Source organism: Aureimonas sp. CAS, from assembly GCF_059838215.1.
Window position 1 is genome coordinate 1,934,859 of the sequence record NZ_CM187563.1, and the last position, 21,832, is coordinate 1,956,690.

Here is a 21,832-nt window from a genome sequence, read left to right on the forward strand (position 1 = left end):
GTTGTCCCGCATTCGCGCCGGCCGCGAGCGGCCGACCGGTTGACAGGGCCCATCCGTGGCGGCAAACGCCGCCCATGGCCAAGATCATTTTCGTCACGCAGGACGGCGCCGAGTACGCCGTCGAGGCCGCCTCCGGCTCCAGCGCCATGGAGAACGCCGTTCGCAACGACGTTCCGGGCATCGACGCCGATTGCGGAGGCGCCTGCGCCTGCGCGACCTGCCACGTCTACGTGGAGGCGCCCTGGTTCGAAGTGCTGGGCGAGCCTTCCGAGATGGAGGCGGACATGCTGGACTTCGCGTCGGAACTGCGCGCCAACTCCCGCCTCTCCTGCCAGATCCGCATCCGGGACGATCTTGACGGCCTGCGGCTGGGGATTCCCGAGCGTCAGGGCTGAGCGATGTGCGTCCGGCGGGACGCCGACGGTTCGCTCGCCGCCTTCGAATCAGAGCATCGGGCCATCCGGCGACGACGTTCCGATCTCCAAGCGATGCGTAGAATCAATGGATAGAGCGACCTTCGTGCGTCCGAAAGGACGCATGGCGCTCTATTGCTCCGCCGCCTCGGCCTGCAGATTGGCGCGGAGCGCGCGCCGCAGCCGATAGTTGACCTCCCGCCCCTCGACGATATCGAAGTCGCGCTGGGCGCGCTCGTGCCATTGAAGATAGCGATGGGTCGTCGCGTTCACGCTGGCTTCCATCGCCCGGCAGTCTCGCTGCGGCTTGAGGTTGCGCAGCGCCCCCTGCATCCGGCGGAGCCAGTGACGGGCGATATCGGCGTGTTCGCGCTCGTGCCGCTCGATGTCCTGCGAGATCGTGCGCCAGATCACGTTCGTCTGGGCCGACGCCTTACGCGAGCCCTCCCAGCGCGGCAGCATCATCTCGACGTCCAGGGACAGGTTCGTCTCGTCGACCCGGCAGCGCCCGTTCTCCGTCCGGTAGGTCACGAAGCCGTCGAAACGCACGCGCGTCGCCCCCGGATGGCGCATGCCCGTCACGCCGACGGGCGGCCCGCGCTCCTGAAGCTCCTCGTCGATCTCCTCCAGCGTCGAGCCCCGGACCGTGAAATAGGTCACGGTCTCGCTGATCTGGGCGCCGCCGCTCGGCACGGCGGTGCCCAGCGCGACAAGCGCGACGAGGGCGGCGCGGCGCAGCATTGCGTCTCCTTCCGGTCCCGCCCATTTCCGATCGCTCGAGCGTCCGCGACACGGGAGGCTCGCGACGATGCAGGAACGAGCCTACCCATCAAAGGCGCCGGGCGATAGCGTCGATCGGCAACGATCCGCTATCAGTCGATGCCGTCGCCAAGCCGCGCGCCGAACGAGCCGGCGGCGCGACCTCGACCGATGCCCCACGAGAGACGACGATTTGCCCGCACACTCCAACCTCCCGTCCCGTTGGTCCCTGGCGCACGGCAAGGCGATCGACCTCGGCCCCCGTGCCGTCGTCATGGGCATCCTCAACGTGACGCCGGACAGCTTTTCCGATGGCGGACGATTCGACGCCTCGGTCGACATCGCGGCAAGCCATGCGAATCGGATGATCGACGAGGGCGCTGACATCGTCGATGTGGGAGGCGAATCGACACGCCCGGATGCGGTGCCCGTCGAGGCCGAGGAGGAGCAGCGGCGCGTGCTGCCGGTCGTCCGGCGGCTCGCCGGCGAGGGACGGATCCTCTCCGTCGACACCTACCGGACGCAGACCGCGCGGCTCGCCCTGGAAGCGGGTGCACATGCCGTCAACGACGTCTGGGGCGCGCAGCGCGAGCCCGACATCGCGCGCGTCGCCGCCGAGCACGGAGCGGGCCTTTGCCTCATGCACACGGGGCGCGAGCGCGAAAAGCTCGCCGACGTGATCGAAGATCAGCGCGCCTTCCTGTCGCGGTCGATCGAGATCGCGTTGCGGGCGGGCGCAGCGCCCGAAACCATCGTCCTCGATCCCGGCTTCGGCTTCGCCAAGGACACGGGCGAGAATCTGCAGCTGATCGACCGCCTGGGAGAGCTGGGCAGCCTCGGCTTCCCCATCCTGGTCGGCACGTCGCGCAAGCGCTTCGTGCGGACCAGCGCGCCGAGTGCGAATTCCCATGACGTCGCGACGGCGGCCACGAGCGTGCTTCTTCGGGAGCGGGGCGCCGCGATCTTCCGCGTTCACGACGTTTCGACGAACCGCGAGGCCCTCGACATGGCGGATGCCGTGATCGCGGCCGCAAGGAGCCGTGCGGCATGAGGACCGCGTTTCTCGGCCTCGGCGGCAATATCGGCGACCCCGCCGCCACGATGGGCGAAGCGCTTCGCCATCTCGACAAGCAGCCGGACACGAGCGTCGTCGCGGCCTCGCGGCTCTACCGCACCCCGCCCTGGGGCAAGACGGACCAGCCCTGGTTCGTGAACGCCTGCGCGACGATCGAGACCGACCTCCAACCTTTGGGGCTCCTCGACGCGGTGATGGAGGTCGAGCGTCTCCTGAAGCGGGAGCGTGTGGAGCGCTGGGGCCCGCGCACGATCGACATCGACATCCTCGCGATCGACGACATCGCGCTCCGGTCGGAGCGCCTGACGCTCCCGCATCCGCGCGTGCAAGAGCGCGCCTTCGTGCTGACGCCCCTCGCCGAGCTCGCGCCGGAGCTCGTCATCGGCGAACGCACGGTCGCGGAGTGGCTGGTCGAGATGCGCGACGACGCGGTCCGGCCGCTCGGCGAGGACCGCGACTGGTGGCGCTCGGCGCCTTCAGGCTAGGCGGCATCCCCGCAAGGGGGACAGTCGCTGTGAACGCACTCTAGACGAGCCGGAGCGTCCAATCGACGATCTGGCTGGTCGCCTGCGCGAAGGCCTGATTGAGCGCCGTCACATAGGCGCCGTTACCGCTGCCCGCGAGCGGAACGCGCGCCTCGAAGATCCGGGCCGCGCGGACCTGGCCCGACCGGTCGTTCAGGGCCTTCACCGAAATCTCGACCACGGCGGCCTGCTCGGGCAGCGAAACCTCGAAGCGGCGGATCTCGGTGACGATCTGATAATCGATCGCCAGCCCCTGCCCGGGCACGCCGACGGCGCCCGTTCGGCCGGTGTTCTGGAACGCCTGCAGAAGCCGCAGCTGGACGAGGCGCGGCAGCCGGTCGGTCCACTGCGCCTGCGCCAGATATTCCAGCGTCAACGGCGCGGGCTGGATCGCGATCTGCTGCGCGTCGAGCGTGCGCACGGCCGTCGGCTCCGGGATGAGAAGCTGCGTCGAGCGCCCCTGCTGGCCGGTCGGCGATCCGCCCGGCGCCGCGAGGTCGAAGGTCTGCGGCGGCGTCGAGAAGGACGCGCAGGCCGAGAGGAGGACCGCCGTCAGCCCGACGATCGCGATGTTTGCAACGCGCTTCATACGCTTGTCCGTGTTCCCGTTCGTCACCGCCGCGTCCTTCCGTCGAACTCGCGCACATTGCCGGCGCCGCTGCCGCCGCCGGTGATGATCCGGCTCGGATTGTTGGCGAGGTCCGTGATGGCGCGCTCCACCCGGCCGATGGCCTCCGCGGTCGAACGTGCCAGCCCCTGAACCTCGCGCAGGCTCTGGTCGGAGAGATTGGTGACGCTCGCCGAGATCGGGTCGATGCCCGCCTGGATCGAGTTCGCCGCCTGCTGGATCGCCAGAAGCGTCTGGCGCGCCTCCGAGGTCAGCCCCTCGCTCTCCGGCCCGTTCAGGAACTCGTCCACCGAATCGATGACCGTCTGCACCTGCGACGAGGCCTGGCGCAGATTCGTCGCCGTCACCTGTGCATCGGTGATGAAGGCGTTGATGTCCTCCCGGCGCGAGCCGATGTCGCGCGCGATGTCGCCCACCTCCTGCGCCGCGCTGGCGATGTTGTTCGACGCCGCCGAGACGTCCGTGACCGCGCGGTTGACGAGGCCGGGCTCGATACCCGCCAGAATCTGGTCCACCAGCCCGCGCGTCTCGTCGAGGCCCGTGAGCGACTGCTGCAGCGAGGTGAGGACGATGTTGGCACCGGAAATGAACTCCTGCACCTGCGGCGCCCGCTCGTTCAGGGCCGAGGTCAGGCCGGCGACGCTCTCCACCGTCGTGCGGACGTTCTGCGTGTCGATGGCGGCGGCGACATCGCGCGCCGAGGCGAGCGTCTCATCGAGATTGGTCGCGATGGACGGCGCCCGCTCGCCAATCGGCCCGAGCGCGCCGAGGAACTGGCCGATCCCGGCCAGGTTCTGCTGCAGCGTGTCGCCGAAGGCGCCGAAGCTGTCCGCCCCGTCCGCGATGGAGGCGACGGCGCGTGCGATCACCTCGTTCTGCTGGACGAAGGTCCGCGTGATCGCGGTGATGTTGTCCACCACCTCGTCGACCTCCGCCGCGTCGATCGCCGATGCGACGGCCTCGACGGATTCGAGCGTCGTGTCGAGACGCGTCGCGACGCTGGTCGCCGTTTCCGAGATCGGCCCGAGCGAGGCGACGAAGGTCTCGAAGGACTGGATGTTGCGATTGATCGTATCCCCGACCGAACCGAAGCTCTGGACGGCGGTCGTCGCCGCCTCGATCGCCGAGACGACCGCTGGCGTCTGCTCGCGGACGGAGGTGGTGATCGCGGCGACGTTGTCGAGCGACCGGTTGATCGAGTCCGAATCCAGCGCGCCGATGAAGGTCGACGCTTCCTGGATCAGCGTCGGAAGCTGCAGCGCGACCTCGTTGGCGCTCGTTGCCAGACGCCCGAGGCTGCCGACGAAGTCCTCGATCTGGTCCGCGTTGGCCGCAAGGCTCGCGGTGAAGACGTCCACGTTGCCGGAGGTCCGCGCGATGTTCTCCGCCGTCGTCGTGACGGCCGGGCCGACCTCCAGGACGATGCGCTCGAACTCGCCGAGAATGTTGTTGGCGCGGTCGGAAATGTCGCGGGCGGTCGCCAGAATGTCGGTGACGTCGGAGGGCGCGGCCTGGATCACCGGCGTCGCGCCCTGCTCCAGCGCGGAGGCGATGATGTTGCGGTCGCTGGCATCGCCGCCGGACAGGCCGATGAAACCGACGCCGGTCAGGCCCTGGAAGCCGATCGAGGCCTGCGTCGAGGTCGTGATCGGCGTGTCGCGGTCGACCTGCGTCGTCGCGATGACGGTCCGCGGATCGTTCGGGTCGATGCGAAGGCTGGTGACCGAGCCGACGTTCAGGCCGTTGAAGAGAACCTGGCTTCCGGTCGACAGGCCGGTGACCGCGCCCTGGATGCGCACGACGAGCGGCGTGCGCCGGTTGGCGTCCCCGACATTGGCCGACCAGTAGACGAAGCCGAAGCTCGCCGCGACGATGAGCAGCGTGAAGAGGCCGACGAGGACGTAGTTGGCGCGGTTTTCCATGAATTATTCCTCCCCGTCGGCGTACGGCTTTTCCTCGCTCGGCACGATCGTGCGGGCGGCCGGCGTCACGATGGTGCGCGCGCGCTTCCCGTGGAAGTAGGTTTTCACCCAGGGGTCGTCGTGTTCGAGCATCTTGTCGAGGGGTCCTTCGACCAGGACCTTGCGCTGGCCGAGGACGGCGATGCGGTCGCAGGCCTGGAAGAGGCTGTCGAGGTCGTGCGTCACCATGTAGACCGTCAGGCCGAGAGTGTCGCGTAACGTCATGATGAGCTCGTCGAAATCGGCGGCGCCGATCGGATCGAGGCCCGAGGTCGGCTCGTCGAGGAAGACGATGTCCGGGTCGAGCGAGAGCGCGCGGGCGAGCGCGGCCCGCTTGATCATGCCGCCGGAGAGCTCGGACGGGTATTTGCCGGCCGCGTCCGCCGCCAGCCCCACGAGGTCGATCTTCAGCCGCGCCAGCTCCTCCATGAGCTTGGGCGACAGATCGAGATATTCGCGCATCGGCACCTGGATGTTCTCCAGGACCGTCAGCGAGGAGAACAGCGCGCCCTGTTGGAAGAGGACGCCCCAGCGCTGCTCGACCGCGAGGCGTTCGGCATCCCCCGCCCGCTCGTAATCGGTGCCGAAGACCTCGATCGTGCCCGACTGCTTGGGACTCAGGCCGAGGATCGTGCGCAGGAGAACCGACTTGCCGGCGCCCGACGGGCCGACGAAGCCGAGGATCTCCCCGCGCCGGACGTCGAGATTGAGGTTCTCCAGGATCTGCTTCGAGCCGAATTTGACCGAGACGTCCTTGGCCCGGATGATGATGTCGTCGTCTGCCGCGTGCGCCATGTCAGAACCCGATCGCGGCGTAGAAGATGGCGAAGATGCCGTCGACGAGGATGACGAGGAAGATCGCCTTGACCACCGACGAGGTGACGTGGCGGCCGAGGCTTTCCGCGCTGCCCCCGACGCGCATGCCCTCCACCGAGGCGACGATGCCGATGATGAGCGCCATGAAGGGCGCCTTGATCAGACCGGCCGACAGCGAGGCGATGTCCACGACCTCGCGCAGGCGCTGCATGAACGCGTCCGGCGTGATGCCGGAATAGACCCAGACGACGATGCCAGCGCCCAGGAGCGCCGAGAGGTTGGCGACAACCGTCAGGAGCGGCAGGACGATGACCAGTGCGACGAGGCGCGGGAAGACGAGGACGCCGATCGGGTTCAGGCCGATGACCTGCAGCGCGTCCACCTCCTCGCGCATGCGCATGGAGCCGATCTCGGCGGTGATCGCCGAGCCCGAGCGGCCGGCGACCATGATCGCGGTCAGGATCACGCCGAGCTCGCGCAGGGTCAGGATGCCGACGAGGTCGATGACGAAGATCTCCGCCCCGAAATAGCGCAGCTGGAAGGCGCCCTGCTGGGCGACGATGCCACCGATGAGGAAGCTCATCAGCGCGATGATCGGAAGCGCCCGCACGCCCATGCGGTCCATCTGGTTGACGATGGCGGCCGGGCGCGTGCGCTGCTTGCCGGTCAGACGTCGGCCGGCGCCGTAGAGGGAGGCGCCGAGGATGTTCAGGCCCGCCACGAACTCCGCCCCGAGGCCGGCCATGGTACGGCCGAGGCCTTCGACCGGCGCGAGCGGACGGAACCTGCGGCGCGACGACCCGGCCGACCCGGTGCGCTCCGTGTCGAGCGACTTGCGGACCGCACCGAAAAGGGTCTCGTTCGAGCCGCCCAGTCCTTCGATCTCGACCGTCGCGCCCTTGGCGGCGAGGGCGCGGGACATCGTCTCGATCAGATAGGCGCCCGCGGTGTCGATCCGGCCGATGTCGCCGCAATCGACGACGATCGAGGAGCCGAGATCGGCGCGCCCGGTCTCGGCGGCCGTCGTCTCGATGGAGCCGATGGAGCGCGCCAGCCAGTCGCCGGAGAGGTGCAGCCGCACGCCCCCGTCCCTCTTCTCGGCTTCGATCGACGGCGCGGCCATCGACCGCCTGCCCGAGGCGGGCTGCGCTTCCGGCTCGGAATCAGGCATCGTGTCGATTTCGAATGAGTGTTCGGATATCTGGAAACAAGCTTCGGTCCGAACTTTCGCGCGAATGCGTGGATGGGAACGGAATGTTAGGGTCTGATCCGAGCCTTGTCATCGCGGCGAGGTCCCCGACCCACTGAATGAGTTGGATTTAAATGGCGCGTCGTCTTTCGGTCACAGTGGAGCGCTTCCCGCTCGCAGCCTCCTTCACCATCTCTCGCGGCACCAAGACCGAGGCGGTCGTGGTGCGCTGCGAGATCGAGGACGAGTACGGACGGGGCCACGGCGAATGCGTGCCCTACGCCCGTTACGGCGAGACCGTGGAGAACGTGCAGGCGGCGATCGAAGGCGTTCGCGCAGCCATCGAAGGCGGGGCGTCGCGCGAGACGATCCAGACGCTGCTTCCCGCCGGGGCCGCGCGCAACGCCGTGGACTGCGCGATGTGGGACATCGAGGCGAAGTCCACCAACCGGCGCGTGGAGGACATCGTCTGCTCCGGCCCCTCCCGTCCGATCGAGACCGCCTACACGATCTCCATGGGAAGCGCGGCCGACATGGGCGAAGCGGCCCGCGCGGTGGCCCACCGGGGCGTGCTCAAGGTGAAGGTCGGCGGCGAGAACGACGCCGAGCGCATGCGGGCCGTTCGCGCCGCAGCGCGCGGCGCAAGGCTCATCATCGACGCGAACGAGGGCTGGACGCCGGAGAACATCCGCGAGAACCTTCTCGCGGCGGCCGCCGTGAACGCCACGGTGGTCGAGCAGCCGCTGCCGAGCGACAACGACGCGATCCTGTCCTCCATCCCGCATCCGGTGCCGATCTGCGCCGACGAATCGGTGCATTCGACCAAGGATCTGGCGGCGCTGCGCGACCGCTACGACTACGTGAACCTGAAGCTGGACAAGACCGGCGGCCTGACAGAGGGCCTCGCCTTCATGCGGGAGGCCCGCACCCACGGCTTCGGCATCATGGTCGGCTGCATGGTCGGCACGTCGCTCGCCATGGCCCCGGCCGTGCTTCTGGCGCAGCGCGCCGACCTCGTCGATCTCGACGGGCCGCTCCTCCTGCGGCAGGACCGGCCGCACGGCCTGATCTACTCGTCCTCCACGGTGTCGCCGCCCCGCCCCGCCCTCTGGGGTTGAATTCAGGCCCGCACGCGCTTGCCCGTGCGGGCCTTTCGGCTATGACGGCAATGAGCCTGCCGCGACGGCCATACGAGGAGAGACCATGAAGGCGACCGAAGACAGCCAGCCGCGGGACACCGTGCGCGATCTCGACGAACAGGCGCTCTTCTACCACCGCCATCCCAAGCCCGGTAAGCTGGAGGTCCAGGCCACCAAGCCGCTCGGCAACCAGCGCGACCTGGCTCTCGCCTATTCGCCCGGCGTCGCGGCTCCCTGCAAGGCGATCGAGGCCGATCCGTCCCTGGCCGCCGCCTATACGGGCCGCGCCAATCTCGTCGGCGTCGTCTCCAACGGCACGGCCGTCCTCGGCCTCGGCAATATCGGTCCGCTGGCCTCCAAGCCCGTGATGGAGGGCAAGGCCGTCCTCTTCAAGAAGTTCGCCGGCATCGACGTCTTCGACATCGAGATCGACGCGCTGGAGATCGACCGGGTGGTCGACGTCGTCTCCGCGCTGGAGCCGACCTTCGGCGGCATCAATCTGGAGGACATCAAGTCCCCCGAGTGCTTCGAGATCGAGGAGCGGCTGCGCGCGAAGATGGGCATCCCCGTCTTCCACGACGACCAGCACGGCACCGCGATCATCGTCGCCGCCGCGATCCGCAACGCGCTCCTTCTCGCCAAGAAGGACATCGGCGAGGTCCGGATCGTCACCTCCGGGCTCGGCGCGGCGGCGATCGCCTGCCTCAACCTCCTGGTCTCGCTCGGCGCCAAGGTCGAGAACATCACCTGCACCGACATCGACGGCGTGGTCTACAAGGGCCGCGACGGGCGGACCGACCGCTGGATGGAGGTCTATGCGCGCGAAACGACGATGCGCTCGCTGGGCGAGGCCATCGAAGGCGCCGACGTCTTCCTCGGCCTGTCGGCGGCCGGCGTCCTGAAGCCCGAGCTTCTGGAGAAGATGGCGCCGCGCCCGCTCATCATGGCGCTGGCCAACCCGACGCCGGAGATCATGCCCGAGCTCGCCCGTGCGGTGCGCTCCGACGCGATGATCTGCACCGGCCGCTCGGACTACCCGAACCAGGTCAACAACGTCATCTGCTTCCCCTTCATCTTCCGCGGGGCGCTCGATTGCGGCGCGACCTCGATCAACGAGGAGATGAAGATCGCGGCCGTGGACGCCATCGCCGAGCTCGCCCGCGAGGAGGTGTCGGAGGTCGCGGCGAAGGCCTACGGGACCGAGACCCCGGTCTTCGGCCCGGACTATCTGATCCCCTCGCCCTTCGATCCGCGCCTGATCCTCAAGATCGCGCCGGCCGTCGCGAAGGCGGCGGAGGCGACGGGCGTCGCGACGCGCCCGATCGAGGACATGGAAGCCTATCTGGAACGGCTGAACCGCTTCGTCTTCCGCTCCGGCCTTATCATGAAGCCGATCTTCCAGACCGCCCGCAAGACCGGCAAGCGCGTGATCTTCGCCGACGGCGAGGACGAGCGGGTGCTGCGCGCCGCGCAGGTGATGCTGGAGGAGAAGATCTGCCTGCCGATCCTCGTCGGCCGTCCGAGCGTCATCGAAACGCGGCTGGAGCGCTTCGGCCTGCGCATCCGTCCCACCGAGGACTTCGAGGTCGTGAACCCGGAGGACGACCCGCGCTACCGCGACTATGTCGAGCACTATTTCTCGAAGGTCGGCCGGCGCGGCGTCGATCCGGACACGGCGCGCACCATCGTGCGCACGAACACGACGGTAATCTCGGCGGTCTCGGTCTCGCGCGGCGACGCGGACGCGATGATCTGCGGCCTGTCGTCGGGCCGCTTCGCGCAGCATCTGCGCGACATCCAGCAGGTGATCGGCGTGGCGCCGGGCGTCTCCAAGCTGTCGGGGATGAGCCTGCTCATCGGCGGCTCGACCCTGTTCATGGCCGACACCTACGTGCAGGACAGCCCGTCCGCCGAAGATCTGGCCGAGATCATCCGCCTCGCCGCGATCGAGATCGAGCGCTTCGGCATCTCGCCGAAGGTCGCCCTCGTCTCGCATTCGAACTTCGGCACGGTCCGCACGCCCGACACGCTGAAAATGCGCAAGGCGCTGCAGATCGTGCGCGACAGCGGCGCGGAGATCGAGATCGACGGCGAGATGCACGGCGATGCGGCCTTGTCGGAGGCGATGCGCAAGCGCCTGATGCCCGATTCGACGCTTTCGGGCAGCGCCAACCTCCTCGTCTTCCCGACGATCGACGCGGCCAACATCACGATGAACGTCGTGAAGGTGACGAACGACGCGCTCCATGTCGGGCCGCTGCTGCTCGGCACGAACGCGCCGGCGCATATCCTGACGCCGTCCGCCACCTCGCGCGGCGTCGTCAACATGACCGCGATCGCGGTCGCCGAAGTCGTGCAGAAGACCGGTCGCTGAGGAGCCCTTCCCGCGCATTCGATCGGAGTGCGCGGGAGGCTTTCCGAAAACCGATTCTGATTTTCGGGCCGATGCTGCGGGTCTCAGGCCGAGCCGAAGCGCTCCAGCCGCTGACGCGCGCGTTCGTGCCCGATGACGGGCAGGAGCGCCGCGAGATCGGGGCCATGGTCGAGCCCCGTCAGCGCCCGGCGCAGCGGTAGGAACAGCGCCTTGCCCTTGCGTCCCGTCGCGGTCTTCAGGACGTCGGTCCACGCCTTCCAGGACGAGCCATCGAAGGGGCCGGCGGGAAGCGCGCGCCGCGCCTCGGCCAGGAAGGCGGCGTCCTCGGGTTCGAAGGAGGCGTCGGAGCCGCCGCGCTCGACGACCTCCCACCAGAGCCGGGCATCCTCCACCTTGGCGCAATTGCCGCGCACGGCCTGCCAGAAGGTCTCGGCCTGCGTCTCCGGCACGCCGATCCGCGCGAGGCGCCCGGCCACATCCCGAACGTCCATCGCGTGGACGAGATCGGCGTTCAGCCGGTCGAGATCGGCCGGATCGAACTTCGCGCTCGAATGGGACAGGGCCGACAGATCGAGGCGCTGCGTCAGCGCGTCGAGCGTTGCGACCGCCTCGATGGACCCGGCCGCGCCGGTCAGAACGGCAAGGCTCGCCACCGCCATCGGCTCGTAGCCGTCCGCCCGCAGCGAACGGAGCGACAGCGCCCCCGAGCGCTTGGACAGCCCTTCCCCGTCGATCGTCGTCAGGAGATTGATGTGGCCGAAAACCGGCAGCGCGTGGCCGAGCGCCTTCAGGATCGCGATCTGAACCGCCGTGTTGGTGACGTGGTCCTCGCCGCGCAGGACGTGGGTGATCCCCATTTCGCCGTCGTCGACGACGGAGGGCAGCGTATAGAGATAAGTCCCGTCCTCGCGCACCAGCACGGGATCGGAGAGGGAGGCGAGATCGACTCGCTGCTCGCCTCGCACGAGGTCTTCCCAGACGATCTCGGTTCGCTGCGCTTCGAACGGATCCCGCGCGAAGTTCGGCAGAAGGAAGCGCCAGTGCGGACGCCGGCCGTCCGCCTCGAGCCGTTCGCGATCCTCGGCCGTCAGCCGCAGCGCCTCGCGGCCGTAGACGGGCGGCAGGCCCCTCGCCAGCGCGCGCTTGCGCCTGCGGTCGAGTTCGTCCGGCGTCTCGTAGCAGGGGTAGAGCAGCCCCTTCCCGCGAAGCGCCTCGGCCGCACGATCGTAGATCGCGATCCGGTCCGACTGGCGGTGGAACTCGTCGGCTTCGATGCCGATCCAGGCGAGGTCCTCCACGACGGCCCTCGCGTACTCTTCCCGCGAGCGCTCGCGGTCCGTGTCGTCGAGGCGCAGGACGAAGGCGCCGCCGCCGGCCTTGGCGAAGAGCCAATTGTAGAGCGCCGGGCGCAGGTTGCCGATATGCAGATAGCCCGTCGGCGAAGGCGCGAAGCGAAGGCGCGGCTCGGGTCCGGTCGGCATGGTCAAGCGCCCGCCATCTGCGTGACCATCTGCCAGCCGGCCAGCGCGAAGCCGACGGCCGAGAACACCGCTCCGATCACGAACAGCCGGACCGCGTGCCGGCGCTCCGGCTCCAGATCGGGTCCGAACGCCTCCCTGGTCGTGACCCGTCCCGCGTCCTGAAAGACCGATCCGGTGGCTTCGCGACCGGCCGCCTTCCGGATGCGCCAGACCATGAGGAGAAAGCGGACGAGGAAAACCGCGCCGACCACCGTCGACACGAGTGCCCAATCGCCGATCGGCGGAACTTCGAACATTTCAGGGTCCCGTTGAACAATCGGGACGCTGTTAACATGCTCTTTGCGCACCCGCGACGCCTGTCATACGAGCGGCGCGGAACTCGTGTCGGATGACGGGGCTTCCCAAACGAGGCCGCAGGACCGAAATAGGCGCGCGGATCCCAGTTATGGATTCGTCGGCAGTGCGTCACAACGCCAGGAGATCCCTTGGATCAAATCCTTGAGCTGATCGACCGGTTCGGCATCGTCATCGTCTTCATCGGCACCTTCTTCGAGGGCGAGGTCTTCGCCATCGTGGGCGGCTTCCTGGCCTATCGCGGCTCGCAGTCCTTCGAGTTCATGCTGGGCCTCGCCTTCATCGGCTCGTTCCTCGGAGACATGGCCGTCTTCCTGTTCGCCCGATACTTCTCGGACTCGCCCTGGATCATGAAATGGACGCGACGGCCGCGCTTCGCCCGCGCCCTGCGGCTGGTGGACCGCTTCCAGGCCTATTTCGTCATCATCAACCGGTACGTCTACGGCCTGCGGATTCCGGGGCTCATCGCCCTCGGCCTCTCCTCGATCACCGTCCCGCGCTACCTGATCCTCAACCTCGTCGGGGCGGGCATCTGGGCGACGATCTTCACGACGATCGGCTACGTGTTCGGCCACGCGATCTCCTCCGTCTTCGCGCGGCTGGAGATCATCGAGGACGGCTTCATCGCCGTCTTCGCCATCCTGGCGGTCGCCGCACTCGGCTACCTCGTCTGGTATCGCTTCGGACCCGGAGCGAAGGACCGGCTCGCCGACCGCGAGGCCGAGCGCCAAGGCACCAACATCCATTCCTGACCCCTCGAACACGGAAGCAGGACGATCGAAATCGCGTCGCCCGGTTCGGGCGGCGCGCCTTCTCGTGGGCTCAGATCGCCCCGGCGGCGATGGAGAGCGCGAAGACGAACAGCGAGACGGCTGCCAGCGAGAGACATTCCCGAACGATCAACATGCGAACCACCCTCCGTTGATGTTCCTGTTTTGTTCCATTTCCGTTCGAGTGTCAAACGCCGGGGTTCCCGGCCCCGACGACGCGTTCGCAACATGGTGAACAAGGTGCGGACGGGGCGGCGGACGAAACCCTTCCCGCCCCGTCCGCATCGACGTCAACCGATCGCCATCAGGCTCGCATTGCCGCCGGCCGCGGCCGTGTTGATCGAGGTGGAAACCTCCTCGACGAGCCAGTTCAGGCCATAGGCGCGCGGGTTCCGGGTCAGCTCGTCGCTCGTCGCCGCCTGGACGAGAACGAGCGGTCCGTCGAGTTCGGCGATCTGCCTGTTCAGGTCACGAACCCGCTCGGGCTCCCCTTCGAGGAGCGCCCCGGCGAAGGGCCCTCCGTCCCGGAGGTCGCGTGTCTCGGACAGGCGCGACACGACGCTCTTCGGCAGGTCGGCAGGCAGGCCCGGCCCCTCGCTCGCATCGATGATCCCCGCGTTGCCCGTGGCCAGAACGGTGGCGATCTGGCGCCTCAGCCCGGCCTCGGTCTGCGGAACGCAAAGGATTCGCCCGCGCGCGTGCAGCCTGTAGAGATTGCGCTCGCCGACCGGCCCGGCCAGCTCCGTGCCGAAGCCGAGAAGCGACGCCCGGCCCAGCGAACGCGCGGCGTCGGCCTCGCTTGTCGGGCCCTTCGCGTCCAGCCAGGCCGCGTAGTCGAGCAAGGCCAGATCGGCCTGGATCGCGCCTGCGTCCAGCGCCTCGGGCGCCGGGTCGACCAGCCGCCCCAGATAGAGCGGACCGCCGGCCTTCGGTCCGGTCCCCGACAGGCCTCGTCCGCCGAAGGGCTGAACGCCGACCACGGCGCCGATGACGTTGCGGTTCACGTAGACATTGCCGACGCGGACACGGCTCGTGACATGCGCGATCGTCTCGTCGAGACGGGTGTGGATGCCGAAGGTCAGCCCGTAGCCCGAGGCGTCGATCTCTCCGATCAACCGGTCGAGCTGCCGGCGGCGGTAACGCAAGACGTGCAGCACGGGCCCGAAAATCTCGCGCTTCAGTTCGGCGAGCGAGTCGATCTCGATGATGGTCGGGGGACGAAGGTCCCCGCCCCCGCGCTTTCCGGCAGGTCGAGCCTCTCGACCTTGCGTCCCCGCGCGCGCATCGCCTCGACGTGAGCCTCGATGCCGTCCCGCGCCTCCGCGTCGATCACCGGTCCGATATCGACGGCCAGCCGGTCGGTGCGCCCGATCGAGAGCTCCCGCAAGGCGCCGCGCAGCATCGTGAGAATGCGGTCGGCCACCTCCTCCTGCAGACAGAGCACCCGCAGCGCCGAGCAGCGCTGGCCGGCTGAATCGAAGGCCGAGGCAATGACGTCCGCGACCACCTGTTCCGCAAGCGCGGAGGAATCGACGATCATCGCGTTCTGTCCACCCGTCTCGGCGATGAGCGGGATCGGCTTGCCCGCATCCGACAGCCTCTCGGCGAGCTGCTTCTGAATGAGGCGCGCGACCTCCGTCGAGCCCGTGAACATGACGCCGGCCGTCTGGGACGCGCCGACGAGAGCGGCGCCCAGCCTTCCGTCGCCGGGCGCGAGGTAAAGAGCGTTCCGGGGAATGCCCGCCTCATGCAGGATCGTCACCGCCTCGAAGGCGATGAGCGGGGTCTGCTCCGCCGGCTTGGCGACGACGCTGTTGCCCGCGACGAGCGCGGCCGAGACCTGTCCGGTGAAGATCGCCAGCGGGAAGTTCCACGGGCTGATGCAGACGACGGGGCCGAGCGGCCGCTGATCGGGGCCGAAGGTGCGGCGGGTCTCGGCGGCGTAGTAGCGCAGGAAGTCGATCGCCTCGCGCACCTCGCCGATGGCGTTCGCCGCGGACTTGCCGGCCTCCCGGATGACGATCCCCATGAGGCGCCCCATCCGCTCCTGCATGAGATCGGCCGCGCGGTCGAGGCAGGCCGCGCGCTCCCCGGGTGAAACGGCCGCCCAGGAAGCGGCGCCTTCGGCTGCGGCCTGCATGATCCGTGCGGCAGCGCCGGCATCCAGCTCCGCGACATGGCCGACGATGTCGCGATGGTCCGCGGGGTCGAGCACCGGCCGGCTCGTGCCCGCCACCGGCTCGAGCGCGCCCAGAGCGTGCGCGCGAAGGCCGCCGCTCGCCGACGTCTGCAGCGCATTCGTCAGCTCTTCGAGGGCCGTCTCGTCCGACAAATCGATGCCGGCGGAGTTCCGCCGCGCGGTGCCGAAGAGGTCCGCCGGAGCCGCGATGCGGTCTTGCGGAGCGCCGGGCTCGGCCATGGCCTCCACCCGCTCGACCGGATCGGCCGCCAGTTCGTCGATCGAGACCGCTGGATCGGAAATGCGGTTCACGAAGGAGGAGTTCGCGCCGTTCTCGAGGAGACGCCGAACGAGATAGGCGAGCAGCGTCTCGTGCGTGCCGACGGGCGCATAGATGCGTGCCGGGCGCGCCAGCTTCGAGGGGCCGACGACCTCGTCGTAGAGCGGTTCGCCCATGCCGTGCAGGCATTGGAACTCGTAACGGCCCTCCTCGAAATCCGGCCCGGCGAGTTGATGGATGGTCGCAAGGCTCTGCGCGTTGTGCGTCGCGAACTGGGGAAACACCGCGTCGCCGGCCGCGAGCAGGCGCCTGGCGCAGGCGATATAGGCGACGTCCGTGTGGACCTTGCGGGTGTAGACCGGAAAGTCCGCCAGCCCCTCGAGCTGCGCGCGCTTGATCTCGGCGTCCCAATAGGCGCCCTTCACGAGGCGGACCATGATGCGGCGCCCGGAGCGGCGGGCGAGATCGACGATCCAGTCGATCACGAAGGGGCAGCGCTTGCCGTAGGCCTGGACGACGAAGCCGAGACCGTTCCAGCCCTCCAGCGCCTTGTCGAAGGACAGCTCCTCCAGAAGGTCGAGCGAGAGTTCGAGGCGGTCCGCCTCCTCCGCGTCGATGTTCAGCCCGATGTCGTAACCCTTGGCGAGGATCGCGAGCCGGCGCACGCGCGGCAGGAGCTCGCCCATCACCCGACCCGCCTGCGCCCGCGTGTAGCGCGGATGCAGCGCCGACAGCTTGATGGAGATTCCGGGGCCGGCATAAATTCCGCGCCCGCCCGACGCCTTGCCGATCGCGTGGATGGCGTTCTCGTAGTCGCAGAAGTAGCGGGCCGCATCTTCGGCGGTCGTCGCGGCCTCGCCGAGCATGTCGTAGGAGTAGCGGTAGCCCTTCGCCTCCAGCGGCCGCGAGCGCTTGAGCGCCTCCTCGATCGTCTCGCCGGTGACGAACTGCTCGCCCATCAACCGCATCGCCATATCGACGCCGCGCCGGATCACCGGCTCGCCGGCGCGCGCGACGAGGCGGGTGAGCGCGGCCGAGAGCCCGCGATCGTCGGCGGTGGACGTCAGCTTGCCGGTGACGACGAGGCCCCAGGTCGCGGCGTTCACGAAGAGCGAGCGGCCGCCGCCGACATGGGACTGCCAGTCGCCGTCGGCGATCTTGTCGCGGATCAGCGCGTCGCGCGTCGCGTTGTCGGGGATGCGCAGCAGCGCCTCGGCAAGACACATGAGGGCGACGCCCTCCTGGCTCGACAGCGAATATTCGCGCACCAGCCCCTCGACGCCCGTCCCCTTGGCCTTTGCCCGCAGCGCTTCGATCAGCTTGCGAGTCGTGCGCGCGATCCGGGCCCTGTCCTCCTCGCTCACGCGCGCCTCGTCGAGGAGCGGGCGGAGGCATTCGGCCTCGGGCCGGCGATAGGCCGCCGTGATCGCGCGACGGAGCGGCGACGGCTCGCGGACCGGCGGGGCGAAGAACGCGAAGGGAGCCGGGGCGGCGGAGAAATCGGCGCGGGACGGCGAAGGGGCGGCGGACATGACAAGCTCTCCCGAACGGTCAGCCAGAGGCGATGGCCGAGATTAGCACCCGGCCGTCGAGCCATCCGCCCTCATTCGTCGCCATCACAGTCCGGATGGACTATATGAAGGCGCCATTTCCGCGAGGTCGGACCATGAAACACCCTTCCAGCGACGAAATCGACGAGTTCGACCGTAAGATGCTTCGCATCCTCGCAGAGGACGGGCGGATTTCGATCACCGAACTCGCCTCGCGTGTCGGGCTCTCCAAGACGCCCTGCCAGATCCGGTTCCGACGCCTGGTCGAGGAAGGCTACATCGAGGGCTTCAAGGCCGTCCTGAACCCGCGCAAGATCGGGCTGGATCACGTCGTCTTCGTCGAGGTGAAGCTGACGGACACGCGCGAGGATGCCCTCGCCGCCTTCAACGCGGCCGTGCGAAAGCTGGCCGAGGTCGAGGAGTGCCACATGATCGCGGGGCGCTTCGACTATCTTCTGAAGGTCCGCACGCGCGACATCGCGCGCTACCGCCGTGTGCTCGGCGATCTGATCTCCGCCCTGCCCCATGTGGCGTCCACCTCGACGAACGTCGCGATGGAATCGGTGAAGGAGAGCGGCCACGAGGCACGTCGGCGGCGCTCGTAGGACAGCGCGAACCCCAGTAGGCTCACACGCTGCCGGATGATCGTTCATGTTCGGCTTTAGGGAGATGGTCGGAGCGAGAGGATTCGAACCTCCGACCCCCTGAACCCCATTCAGGTGCGCTACCAGGCTGCGCTACGCTCCGACACGAGCCTCTATAGTCGGCTTGGCGGCCGGAAACAATGCACAAGTTGGCCGCCTCGCATGTTCGCGCGGGCCGCGCCTCACAGAGAGGCGAGCACCCGCTCGATCTCGCCGAGAACGGCGGCGTCCTCGATCGTGCCGGGAACCGTATAGGGTTCGCCGACCGCGATCTTCTTCATCGTGGCCCGAAGAATCTTTCCCGAACGCGTCTTGGGCAGCCGTTCGACGACGACGACCTTCCTGAAGGCGGCGACCGGCCCGATCCGCTCGCGCACCGCCGCCACGACCTCCCCTTCGATGGTGCCGGGCGCTCCTTCCGCGCCCGCCTTCAAGACGACGAGGCCGACGGGCACCTCGCCCTTCACATCGTCCCGGAGCCCGAAGACTGCGCATTCGGCGACCGCCGGATGGGATGCGACCGCCTCTTCGATCGCGCCGGTGGAGAGGCGATGGCCCGCGACGTTGACTACGTCGTCGGTCCGTCCCATCACCCAGACATAGCCGTCCTCGTCGAGCATCCCGGCATCCGCCGTATCGTAGAAACCCGGCCGAGCCGCGAGATAGCTCTCGCGAAACCGTTCGTCGGCCTGCCAGAGGGTGACCGCGGCGCCCGGCGGCAACGGCAGGTCGATGACGATGTTGCCCATCGTGCCCGCCTCGACGGGCTGGCCCTCGTCGTCGAGGACGCGCAGCCCGTAGCCCGGCATCGGCACCGTCGGGGAACCGGGCTTCACGACCAGATCGTCGAGCCCGCGCGGATTGGCGGCGACCGGACTGCCGGTCTCTGTTTGCCACCAGTGATCGACGACGGGGACGCCGAGACGATCCTTCCCCCATTTGACCGTTTCCGGATCGGCGCGCTCGCCCGCGAGGAACACGGTGCGCAGGCACGACAGGTCGCGGCCGGCGAGCAGATCGCCTTCGGGGTCGCGCGCTCGAATGGCGCGGATCGCCGTCGGCGCGGTGAAGAGTGCGTTCACGCGGTGCTGGGCCGCTACCCGCCAGAAGGCGCCCGCATCGGGCGTGCCGACCGGTTTGCCTTCGTAGAGCACGCTCGTGCAGCCGTGCAGGAGCGGGCCGTAGACGATGTAGGAATGGCCGACGACCCAGCCGACGTCCGAGGCGGTCCAGAAGACGTCGCCCGGCGACAGGCCGTAGATCGCGTTCATCGTCCAGGCGAGCATGACCATGTGCCCGCCATTGTCGCGCACGACGCCCTTCGGCTTGCCCGTCGTTCCCGACGTATAGAGGATGTAGAGCGGATCGGTCGCGGCCAGTTCCACGCAGGGACTGTCCCGTTCGCCGTCGAGGGCGGCGAGCCCCGCCTGAAGACGTTCGTGCCAGTCGGCGTCACGGCCGGCGGTCAGTTCCCCGACGAGCCCCTCGCGCTGGAGGATCAGGCAGAGGTCCGGCCGATGCGCCGCCTGGCGAAGCGCCTCGTCGAGGAGCGGCTTGTAGGCGACCGTGCGGCCGGGCTCGAACCCGCAGGACGCGGCCAGAATCACCTTGGGCGCGGCATCGTCGATGCGGGCGGCCAGCTCGCGCGCGGCGAAGCCGCCGAAGACGACGGAGTGGATCGCGCCGATCCGCGCGCAGGCCAGCATGCCGACGACCGCTTCGGGCACCATCGGCATATAGACGACGACGCGATCTCCCTTGCCCACTCCGGCGTCCGTCAGGACCAGCGCCAAAGCCTGCACCTCGCGCAGAAGCTCGGCATAGGTCCGCGACGAGACCGTGCCCGTGACCGGACTGTCATGGATGATCGCGCGCTGCGCGCCGCGACCGGCGGCGACATGCCGGTCGAGAGCGTTGAAGCAGGTGTTGCAGGTGGCGTCCGGGAACCAGCGGCCGTAGACCCCGGCGCCGGGATCGAAAGCCCGTGTCGGGGGGCGCACCCAGGCGATGGCGCGGGCCGCCTCCATCCAATGCGAATCGGGATCGCTTCGCCAGCGGTCGTAGACCTCGCGGTAGCCCATAGCCTTCCTCCCGAACCGCCCGCCCTCGCCCGCGGGTCCGCCGCCCGGCAGCCGGGACGGCCGGCCGAACGCGCCCTCAGACTGATCCGATTTCAGGTCCGGTGTCGACTGGCCTCGGTCGCGAGGCGGTTGTCTGCGCGCCAAGCGGCGAGAGGCGGTTTCAGGCGTCCGCTTGCGCGGCCTGCGGTCCTGCATAGGGAGCGAGCCACGCCGTCAGCGAGGCTCGGTCGAAGGGACGATAGACGAACCCCTTAGCCCCCGCCCGCTTGGCGCGGGTCATCAGGCCGAGATGCGATTCTACCAGCGACGCGAGAACGACCGCCTCTCCTGCTTGCCGATGGGAGCGCACGATGCGGATCGCCTCGTCCACCGGGCAGTCGGGAAGCGTGGCGGAGACGAGCGCGAGGTCGATCGGCCCGCTGGAATTCATCAGGGAAATCGCCTCGGCCGGCGTTTCCGCACAATGGACGGTGTAGCCCGCCAGGGTGAGGATGCGCGAGGCGATCTTCCGCACGACGCTGTATTCGTCGATCACGAGGCACGTCTTCATGGCCCATCCCTCCTTTCCCGGTCGCGCCAACTCGTCGCGTCGGCGGGGACTATGGGCGGGACGGGCTTTCCAATGCGTTCTGCCCCATGGGAAAGAAAGGCTGAAGATCGGCCTTTCCCAGCGTCAGTCGGCGACCGTCTCGGTCTCGCCCGCTTCGCTCTTCTCGACCGTGAAGACGGCCTCGCCGTCGCTCTGGTCGAGACGGACGGTCAGGCCCAGCTCGCGGGCGAGAAGCAGCGTGTAATAGGGCTGGACGCCATGGGCGTCGATCGGCTCCTCCAGCGGCTCGTCGGACAGGAGCGCCCGGAACTTGGCGGGCACGCGCAGCGGCGTGCCCTGCGCCGTCACGACGATCCGGATCTCCGGCTCCAGGCTCTCGATGGCGATCTTCACCTCGCGCCCGCGCGGGACCGTGGCGTTGGCGATGACCATCAGATTGAGGACGAGCTTGGCGACGTTCTTGGGAACGTAGGCGCGCTCGCCCTCCCATACGAGATTGGCGCGCTCGAAGGACATGAAGCCCTCCGCCACGGTCTTGGCGTCGCCGAGGTCGATCTGCGCCGCGGTCGAACCGGACGAACCGTAGGCCAGGCGCGCGAACTGCAGCTTGGCGACCGCGCTCCGGGTCGAGTTGCGCACCAGCGCCATCGACTCGGGGTCGTTCGGCATCTCGTCCAGAAGCTCCAGTCCGCTCTGGATCGCGCCGACGGGCGAGATGATGTCGTGGCAGAGCCGGCTGGCGAGAAGGGCCGCGAGCTCGGGCGCGGACAGTTGAGGAAGGGGCTGCATCGCGTCTCCAGGATCGCCGGCCGCCGAGAGCGGGCCGGCGCGCAAAGGCCGGCGAATCGCCCGTCCGCAGGTCGTTTCACGTGCCGGCGACCATGAATCCGGGCGGGTGTCGCGTCAATGGCGAGATCGGAGGGAGACCGTCGTTAGCCAATTGCAAACCTTAACGTGGTGCAATCGGTCGAAGGACAAGACGAGCAGTTCCCTCGCCGGGCCGAAGAGCCCGACCGACCCAAAGGAAGGATCGCGCCGATGTTCCGAGCCCTGCGGACGCTTCTC

Annotated in this window: 17 protein-coding genes, 1 tRNA gene and 1 pseudogene; 7 read left to right on the plus strand and 12 right to left on the minus strand. The window is 68.6% G+C overall.

Going from position 1 to position 21,832, the window contains the following annotated elements; all coding sequences use genetic code 11:
• The first annotated feature begins 74 nt into the window (after positions 1-74).
• The gene (locus AC6R2M_RS09410; RefSeq protein ID WP_500481504.1) at positions 75-395 is read left to right on the plus strand and encodes a 2Fe-2S iron-sulfur cluster-binding protein; all 321 of its coding nucleotides are present in this window, start codon (positions 75-77) and stop codon (positions 393-395) included.
• A gap of 150 nt (positions 396-545) precedes the next feature.
• On the opposite strand, the gene AC6R2M_RS09415 is transcribed toward AC6R2M_RS09410, so the two are convergent.
• Entirely contained in the window at positions 546-1,154 is a 609-nt protein-coding gene (locus AC6R2M_RS09415; protein ID WP_500481506.1) for a DUF922 domain-containing protein, read from the minus strand.
• A gap of 211 nt (positions 1,155-1,365) precedes the next feature.
• Between AC6R2M_RS09415 and folP the strand changes: the two genes are divergently transcribed.
• Both folP and folK read left to right on the plus strand, forming a co-directional pair.
• A complete protein-coding gene (gene folP, locus AC6R2M_RS09420) occupies positions 1,366-2,223 on the plus strand; it encodes a dihydropteroate synthase (protein ID WP_500481507.1) in 858 nt (285 codons plus the stop codon).
• A complete protein-coding gene (folK, locus tag AC6R2M_RS09425) occupies positions 2,220-2,732 on the plus strand; it encodes a 2-amino-4-hydroxy-6-hydroxymethyldihydropteridine diphosphokinase (protein WP_500481509.1) in 513 nt (170 codons plus the stop codon). Before folP ends, folK begins: the two co-directional genes overlap by 4 nt.
• A 40-nt stretch (positions 2,733-2,772) precedes the next feature.
• Here folK and AC6R2M_RS09430 read toward each other — a convergent pair whose 3' ends face one another.
• From AC6R2M_RS09430 to AC6R2M_RS09445, 4 genes are read right to left on the minus strand one after another with little or no spacing between them, the layout of a single operon-like run.
• Positions 2,773-3,360, minus strand: a complete 588-nt coding sequence (locus tag AC6R2M_RS09430; protein WP_500481511.1) for an ABC-type transport auxiliary lipoprotein family protein — start codon at positions 3,358-3,360, stop codon at positions 2,773-2,775.
• Between the two features lie 23 nt (positions 3,361-3,383).
• Entirely contained in the window at positions 3,384-5,321 is a 1,938-nt protein-coding gene (locus tag AC6R2M_RS09435) for an MlaD family protein (protein ID WP_500481513.1), read from the minus strand.
• Between the two features lie 3 nt (positions 5,322-5,324).
• The gene (locus AC6R2M_RS09440) at positions 5,325-6,155 is read right to left on the minus strand and encodes an ABC transporter ATP-binding protein (protein ID WP_500481515.1); all 831 of its coding nucleotides are present in this window, start codon (positions 6,153-6,155) and stop codon (positions 5,325-5,327) included.
• A gap of 1 nt (position 6,156) precedes the next feature.
• Complete coding sequence (locus AC6R2M_RS09445) at positions 6,157-7,347, minus strand: ABC transporter permease (RefSeq protein WP_500481517.1); 1,191 nt, start codon at positions 7,345-7,347, stop codon at positions 6,157-6,159.
• A gap of 152 nt (positions 7,348-7,499) precedes the next feature.
• On the opposite strand from AC6R2M_RS09445, the gene dgcA reads away from it, so the two are divergent.
• Together dgcA and AC6R2M_RS09455 are read left to right on the plus strand one after the other, a co-directional pair.
• Positions 7,500-8,483 carry an N-acetyl-D-Glu racemase DgcA gene (dgcA, locus tag AC6R2M_RS09450; RefSeq protein ID WP_500481519.1) on the plus strand — a complete coding sequence of 328 codons (984 nt, stop codon included), beginning with the start codon at positions 7,500-7,502 and terminating at the stop codon, positions 8,481-8,483.
• 85 nt (positions 8,484-8,568) lie between these two features.
• Positions 8,569-10,878, plus strand: a complete 2,310-nt coding sequence (locus AC6R2M_RS09455) for an NADP-dependent malic enzyme (protein WP_500481521.1) — start codon at positions 8,569-8,571, stop codon at positions 10,876-10,878.
• A gap of 83 nt (positions 10,879-10,961) precedes the next feature.
• Here AC6R2M_RS09455 and gltX read toward each other — a convergent pair whose 3' ends face one another.
• Complete coding sequence (gltX, locus tag AC6R2M_RS09460) at positions 10,962-12,359, minus strand: glutamate--tRNA ligase (RefSeq protein ID WP_500487549.1); 1,398 nt, start codon at positions 12,357-12,359, stop codon at positions 10,962-10,964.
• A 2-nt stretch (positions 12,360-12,361) separates the two neighbouring features.
• Positions 12,362-12,706, minus strand: a complete 345-nt coding sequence (locus AC6R2M_RS09465; RefSeq protein ID WP_500481523.1) for a hypothetical protein — start codon at positions 12,704-12,706, stop codon at positions 12,362-12,364.
• Between the two features lie 138 nt (positions 12,707-12,844).
• On the opposite strand from AC6R2M_RS09465, the gene AC6R2M_RS09470 reads away from it, so the two are divergent.
• Positions 12,845-13,465, plus strand: a complete 621-nt coding sequence (locus AC6R2M_RS09470; protein WP_500481525.1) for a DedA family protein — start codon at positions 12,845-12,847, stop codon at positions 13,463-13,465.
• Between the two features lie 308 nt (positions 13,466-13,773).
• Here the strand turns inward: AC6R2M_RS09470 and putA are convergent.
• A pseudogene (putA, locus tag AC6R2M_RS09475) lies at positions 13,774-17,474 on the minus strand (trifunctional transcriptional regulator/proline dehydrogenase/L-glutamate gamma-semialdehyde dehydrogenase).
• A gap of 134 nt (positions 17,475-17,608) precedes the next feature.
• Here putA and AC6R2M_RS09480 point away from each other — a divergent pair.
• Positions 17,609-18,097: an Lrp/AsnC family transcriptional regulator gene (locus AC6R2M_RS09480; protein WP_500481527.1), complete on the plus strand. Its 489-nt coding sequence runs from the start codon at positions 17,609-17,611 to the stop codon at positions 18,095-18,097.
• A 65-nt stretch (positions 18,098-18,162) separates the two neighbouring features.
• Here AC6R2M_RS09480 and AC6R2M_RS09485 read toward each other — a convergent pair.
• The 4 genes from AC6R2M_RS09485 to chpT form a co-directional block, all read right to left on the minus strand.
• Positions 18,163-18,239, minus strand: a tRNA-Pro gene (locus AC6R2M_RS09485).
• Between the two features lie 79 nt (positions 18,240-18,318).
• Entirely contained in the window at positions 18,319-20,217 is a 1,899-nt protein-coding gene (locus AC6R2M_RS09490) for an AMP-binding protein (protein WP_500481529.1), read from the minus strand.
• Between the two features lie 160 nt (positions 20,218-20,377).
• Positions 20,378-20,767: a response regulator gene (locus tag AC6R2M_RS09495; protein ID WP_500481531.1), complete on the minus strand. Its 390-nt coding sequence runs from the start codon at positions 20,765-20,767 to the stop codon at positions 20,378-20,380.
• 123 nt (positions 20,768-20,890) lie between these two features.
• Positions 20,891-21,556 carry a histidine phosphotransferase ChpT gene (gene chpT / locus AC6R2M_RS09500; RefSeq protein ID WP_500481533.1) on the minus strand — a complete coding sequence of 222 codons (666 nt, stop codon included), beginning with the start codon at positions 21,554-21,556 and terminating at the stop codon, positions 20,891-20,893.
• Positions 21,557-21,832 lie beyond the last annotated feature (276 nt).